Source organism: Microbacterium sp., from assembly GCF_035554235.1.
Classification (GTDB): domain Bacteria; phylum Actinomycetota; class Actinomycetes; order Actinomycetales; family Microbacteriaceae; genus Microbacterium.
Genome location: NZ_DATMIO010000034.1, coordinates 1 through 5,790 on the forward strand (window position 1 = coordinate 1; position 5,790 = coordinate 5,790).

General features: G+C 65.1%; 6 protein-coding genes. 5 read left to right on the top strand and 1 reads right to left on the bottom strand.

Features of this window, described 5'->3' with window-relative positions:
- Positions 1–116: 116 nt before the first annotated feature.
- Positions 117–524, bottom strand: a complete 408-nt coding sequence (locus VNT50_RS01830; protein ID WP_325483402.1) for a hypothetical protein — start codon at positions 522–524, stop codon at positions 117–119.
- 77 nt (positions 525–601) lie between these two features.
- Here VNT50_RS01830 and VNT50_RS01835 point away from each other — a divergent pair, with 77 nt between their 5' ends.
- The 5 genes from VNT50_RS01835 to VNT50_RS01855 form a co-directional block, all read left to right on the top strand.
- Entirely contained in the window at positions 602–1,615 is a 1,014-nt protein-coding gene (locus VNT50_RS01835; protein WP_325483403.1) for a hypothetical protein, read from the top strand.
- Positions 1,616–1,730: 115 nt separating this feature from the next.
- A complete protein-coding gene (locus VNT50_RS01840; RefSeq protein WP_325483404.1) occupies positions 1,731–3,014 on the top strand; it encodes an ABC transporter substrate-binding protein in 1,284 nt (427 codons plus the stop codon).
- Between the two features lie 38 nt (positions 3,015–3,052).
- Positions 3,053–4,015 carry a carbohydrate ABC transporter permease gene (locus tag VNT50_RS01845; protein WP_325483405.1) on the top strand — a complete coding sequence of 321 codons (963 nt, stop codon included), beginning with the start codon at positions 3,053–3,055 and terminating at the stop codon, positions 4,013–4,015.
- On the top strand, positions 4,015–4,851 hold the full coding sequence (locus VNT50_RS01850; RefSeq protein ID WP_325483406.1) for a carbohydrate ABC transporter permease: 837 nt from the start codon (positions 4,015–4,017) through the stop codon (positions 4,849–4,851). Before VNT50_RS01845 ends, VNT50_RS01850 begins: the two co-directional genes overlap by 1 nt.
- A partial coding sequence (locus VNT50_RS01855) for a Gfo/Idh/MocA family protein (protein ID WP_325483407.1) occupies positions 4,848–5,790 on the top strand: 943 nt, incomplete at its 3' end. The genes VNT50_RS01850 and VNT50_RS01855, both read left to right, overlap by 4 nt.

Below are 5,790 nucleotides of genomic sequence, written 5' to 3' on the forward strand. Positions count from 1 at the left end.
CGAGCGACAATGTGCGGAGAAAATACTCCTCCTGATAGGAATACAAGCTCACACCGCGCTGGATGCGATGCACCGGCCTTATCGTGTGCATTGATTCGTGTCCTTCTCTTGGCCGCTCAATCTGCGGCAGATCGATGGAGTCTGCGCTCGACGGTGAATGTCTCGCGTGCAGCGGCACCGCCAGGCAGCACCATGTACGGGATGAGAATCCGGACGGCGAGCGTGACGACGGCGTCGGTCGGGGGCTCGTCGGCCACGGTGCCCCAGCTGATTGTGAGGGGCTCGCCGATCACCCAGTACCCATCCAGGGCGCGCAGCTCCTCGAAACTTCCCGATTCGCCGTCCGCGGTGGTGAAGCGAAGCGCGTCGATGGGGATCGCCTCGTCGTCGAGCGTCACCGTTATGTCGAGAACGCAGTCCCAGGGCAGGCTTCGCATCCATGGGACGCGCGCCTCGATCGCGATGCGCCCGTCGGCCGAAGACCGGAAACCATCGTCTCTGAGCAACCCCGACGAAAACGGCATGAAGCCTCCTTGCTTTTGAGAGAACACTAGACACTTCTGTCAGAAAATGCGAATGTGGACGAGTTAAACTCCTAAAGATGGGACCGGCTGTGCCGAAGACGCTGCAACCGACGTGGGCGGCCACGACGTTCTCTTTCACGACCGAACTCGTCACGGGTGAGCATTCGCCGAACGAGATCGTCGAGAGCCTCGGCGGCGTGCCCGCCATCGAGGCAGTGGAGTTGGACGGATTCCAGCACTTCCGGAGCTTTCCGGATGTCGATGAGGCGGAGGCCGACGAGTTTCGACGGCTCGTGAGCGAAACCGGCCTGAAACTCATCGAGCTGGGGGTCTACAACGATCTCGTCGAATCCTCGGGCCGGGTGCGCGATCTCGACTGGCAGGCGACCTTTCTGGAAACGCAGATTCGATCGGCGGCTCGCCTCGGCTTCACGAGGACGAAGGTCATGTTCGGCCTGGACCCGGAGCTCCAGCGACGCCTGGAGAGGGTGCTCGATGAAACGGGCATCCGCCTGCTTCAAGAAGTGCAGGGAAAGCTCACGCCGTCGTCGCCCGCGCTCGATGAGCAACGATCATTCGCCGCCGCGAGACCGGATCACTTCGGCTTCGTCTTCGACCTCAGCGCCACGATGCACGGAGTTCCGGTCACCTTCCTCGACTTCCTCGGGCGACGGGGGGTTCCCCGCGAGGCGATCCGGCTCATCTCCGAGGACTGGGCAGGCGATCACACTGATACGACGAAGGACGCGGTGGTCGCGATTCTCGATCGCACAGACATCGATCCGCTCACCCGCCGTCAGGCGATGACACCGTTCACCCGGTTCGGGAACAGCAGGGTGAAGGATTTTCGCGAGTTCCTGACCAGCGTCGAGCACATCCACCTGAAGTACTGGGATCTCGAAGACGCCGGGGGAATCGTCTCGGAGCCCATTTGCGACCTCCGACGCGAGCTTGATCTCGTCGCGTACGACGGCGCCGTGACGAGCGAATGGGGCGGACACGAATGGATCGAAGACGCCACCGGTCTCGAGATGACCGAGAAGCATCTCGATCTGGCGAGGTCTGTCTGGCTCGCCGGTGCCGAGAAATAGCCGTCTCGCCATGTGAGACGGCGGCGAGACGGCCGTCCTGAAGTGGGCTTAGCGTCGCGCTGGAAGCAGCCCCGCCCCGGCGGGCACCCGAAGACAAGGAAGTCAGGTACACAGCATGAAGCACGTACATCGGCGCTCTGCACGACTCGCCGCCGCCGCGGCAGCCCTCGTCGTGACGGCGGGCGCGCTCGCCGGATGCTCGTCCTCCGGCGGAGGTGAGGAGACGGTGGTCATCAAGGTCGCGATTCAGCAGGAAACCGGCGCCCAGAAGCCCTATGAGACCGTCTTCGCACAGATCGAGGACATGTATCCCAACATCGACATCCAGGCTAGCCAGTACGCAGCCGACCAACTCGGAACCGTCATGACGACGCAGCTCCAGGCCGGCAATGCACCCGACCTGATCTGGGGATCACCGGGTACCGGAAACACCAACTCCCTCGGGCTCTACGCGCAGGCCGGCTACCTGGTCGACCTGAGCGACCAGGACTGGGCGGTGGAGTCGATCACCGAGTCAGCCAAGCCGCTCTTCTACAACGGCGACGAGCTCTTCGCCCTGCCCCTCGACCTGGCACCGATTCCGATGATCATCAACTCCACGGCCTACGAAGCCGCGGGCTTGACGCCGGCAACGACGTTCGACGGTGTGCTCGAGGACTGCGCGGTGGCACGCGAGAGCGGCGCATCCCTGCTGAACGTCGCGGGCGCCTTCGCGCCGCAGGCGGGCATCACCGCGCTCGAGCTCGCGGCAACCCGGGTCTACAGGGAGAACCCGAACTGGAACCAGGACCGCGCCGACGGCAAGACGACGTTCGCAGAGACGAAGGGCTGGAAGGACACCCTCAACGCCTTCATCACCCTCCACGAGAACCAGTGCTTCCAGGATGGCGTGGAAGGCGCCGACGGTCCTCAGCTGTTCGGGAGCGTCGCTTCGGGGCAGTCGCTCGGCACGTTCGTGCCGGCGGGCGCGATCAACGACCTCCGTTCGCAGGAGACCGGCGCCGAGTTCGCCCTCGCGCTCTTCCCGGGCGAGACCGAGGACGACGCCTATCTGTTCGCTTCGCCGACCGATGCGTTCGGACTGAACGCCGCCTCGACGCACCCCGAGGAAGCGATGCAGGTGCTCGAGGCATTCGCGACGCCGGAGATTCGCGACGCGCTGGCCGAACTCACCGGCAACGTCTCGATGGAGACAGCCCTCAACGGCCAGCCGGCGACCGGCGACTTCGAGAGCCTGAACGATCTCCTGAGCGACCCGGACCGCAACGGCCCGCTGGCAAACCTCTTCTGGCCCAACGGAGAGGTGTACTCGACGCTCGGAACCGGCGTTCAGGGCCTGCTCACCGGGCAGGTCACGGTCGACGCCCTTCTCGAGGAACTCGACAAGTCCTGGGGCTGACGCTCACCGGCATCCCCACACAATCGATCGGCAGAACCATGGCAATCACCCGCACGGTGGTCACGGGAAAGCGGCTCAAGGGGGTCGGCGGCATGGCCGTCGACCCCCGGCCGGCGACGCCCAGCCCGCGAAGCAACCGGCCATCCGCTCATCTGCAATGGTGGTGGGCTCTGCCTGCCGTGATCCTCGTAGGACTCTTCATCTACGGCGCGTTCGTCGCCGGCGGATTCTTCGCCTTCACGGACTGGCGCGGCATTGGGGAGTTCGACTTCGTCGGCTTCGACAACTTCGTGCGGCTGTTCCAGGACCCCGACGCGCTCGGGGGCCTGATCCACACCCTGATCATCGCCGCGGCCTTCCTCATCCTCACCAATGTGCTCGGAATGGCGCTCGCTCTCGCTCTGCACCGCACCCTGAAGACGCGGCACTTCCTTCGGGCCCTGGTCTTCCTCCCGGTCGTCCTCAGCCCGATCGCGGTGAGCTACGTCTGGAGCTTCATCTTCGCGCAGAACGGACCCCTCAACGGATTTCTGCAACTCATCGGTCTCGAGTCGTGGACGCATACCTGGCTGGGCGATCCCGACTGGGCCCTCACCGCGGTCATCGTGGTCCTGGTGTGGCAGCACGTCGGGTTGACCATGGTGATCTACCTCGCGGCGCTCGCCACGATTCCGCCCGAGCTCGACGAAGCGGCATCGGTCGACGGCGCGGGGGCATGGCGTCGATTCGCCCATATCTCGTTGCCGCTGCTGCGGCCCGCGATCGTCGTCGCATCGACGCTGATGCTCGTCCGCGGGCTCTCCGTCTTCGACCAGGTCTTCGCCCTGACCGGCGGCGGCCCGTACGGGGCCACCGAGACGCTCGCCACGCTCGTCTACAAGGAGACCTTTGCAAACGGGCAGTACGGATACGGGGCGGCGATCGCCCTCATCCTCACCGTGCTGATCCTGATCTTCGCGGTCGTCCAGATCGTGTTGGTGCGGCCGAGAGAGGACGACTGATGAACACCTACCGTCCGCGGACGTTCGTGCGGGAAGCGCTCGTCTTCGCCGCCATCATCCTCGCGATGATCCCGTTCTATTTCCTGGTCAACATGTCATTCAAATCGAATGGCGATGCGCTCGTCTCCAGCCCGGCTGCCTTCCCCAGCCCGCCCACCCTGGATTCGTTCATCACGGCATTCGTCGGGTCTGAGACGCGCAGCATTCCCCTCGGGGCCCTCAACAGCACGATCATCACCGCGGGCACGCTGATCCTGCTCGTCGTGTTCGGATCGAGTGCCGCCTACATCCTCCACCGGGTGACGAATGGATTTACCCGGATCGCATATTGGGGCTTCGTCGCCGCGGTGATCCTGCCGACCCAGCTCGGCGTCGTGCCCACCTACGTCGCGCTCCGCAACGTCGGCCTCGTCGGAACCCACCTGGGGATGATCCTGCTCTACGCGGGTCTGCTCATGCCGCTCTCCGTCTTCCTCTACTCCGGATTCGTGCGGACGGTTCCGCGTGACTACGAGGAGGCCGCGCAGCTCGACGGGGCCGGACCCGTCCAGATGTTCGTGAAGGTGGTCTTTCCGCTGCTCGCGCCCGCGACGGGAACCGTCGCGATCATGAGCGGCCTTATCGTCTGGAACGACTTCTTCAACGCCCTCATCTTCTTGAGCGGCACGGAGACGGCCACGCTTCCCCTCGTGGTTTACGGCTTCGTGGGTGATCAGGTCTCTCGGTGGAACGTGATCTTCGCCGGCGTCATCCTCTCGATGATCCCGGCGCTCGTCTTCTACCTGGTCGCCCAGAAGCGGTTCATGCAGGGATTCGCCGGAGGAATCAAGAGTTGACCCCGACGGCGTCCGATCCGATCCGCACCGCCGTGGTCGGATACGGCAACTCGGCTCGAATCATCCATCGCGCCCTGCTCGAGTCACAAAGCGGCTTCGAGATCACGGCCGTGGTCACGACGCGGCCCGCTGCTCGCGACGCTTCGCGCCGGGCCGGACTTTCCGTCGTGGCATCGATCCAGGAGGCTGCGCGCGCGGGCGCCACGCTCGCTGTGATCTGTCTTCCCGACTCGATGCATGAAGACGCCGCGCTCGAGGCGCTGAAAGCGGGCATGCACATCTCCCTGGAGAAGCCCGCAGCGCCCACGAGCGCCGCGGTGGCCCGCATCGATCGGCTTGCGCGGGATCGGCGGCGCATCGCATCCGTCTTCCACAATCGTCGCTGGGATGATGACGTGCTGACCGCAGCCGATCTCGTCGCGACCGGCGAGCTCGGCGCTATCGAGCGATACTCGGCCACGCTGGGTGCGTGGAACCCCGATGTGGGTTCAGGGTGGCGAGACCGGCCGCGTCCCGGTGGCGTGGATGGCCGGCTCGGTGACCTCGGCAGCCACCTGGTCGACCAAGCCGTTCAGCTGTTCGGGCCGGTCTCCGATGTCTTCGCGCACGTGACCACGATGCGTCCGGGGTCCAGGGTGAACGACGACTGCATGCTGCTCCTCTCACATGCGTCGGGAGTGCGGGGTGAGCTGCTCGCGTCAAGCGCCCGGCCGCTGCACGGGCCGCGTTTGGAAGTGCAAGGACGGGATGCGGCGTTCGTCAGCCATGGTTCCGATCCGCAGGACGTTCAGCTTCGCGACGGCCTCTCGCCGCGATCCGAGCGTTGGGGTCGCCGACCGCCTGGTTCACCGCCGGCGCTGTTGATGCGACCCGGGGCTCGATCGGAGACGGTCGAGCGGCGAGCGGGGAAGTGGCAGAGCTACTACGAGGAGCTTCGGA

Bases quoted from the DNA above. Each gene is read 5' to 3' on its own strand.
- VNT50_RS01835 (WP_325483403.1), top strand. From the start codon at position 602: ATGGGACCGGCTGTGCCGAAGACGCTGCAACCGACGTGGGCGGCCACG.
- VNT50_RS01840 (WP_325483404.1), top strand. From the start codon at position 1,731: ATGAAGCACGTACATCGGCGCTCTGCACGACTCGCCGCCGCCGCGGCA.
- VNT50_RS01845 (WP_325483405.1), top strand. From the start codon at position 3,053: ATGGCAATCACCCGCACGGTGGTCACGGGAAAGCGGCTCAAGGGGGTC.
- VNT50_RS01830 (WP_325483402.1), bottom strand. From the start codon at position 524: ATGCCGTTTTCGTCGGGGTTGCTCAGAGACGATGGTTTCCGGTCTTCG.
- VNT50_RS01850 (WP_325483406.1), top strand. From the start codon at position 4,015: ATGAACACCTACCGTCCGCGGACGTTCGTGCGGGAAGCGCTCGTCTTC.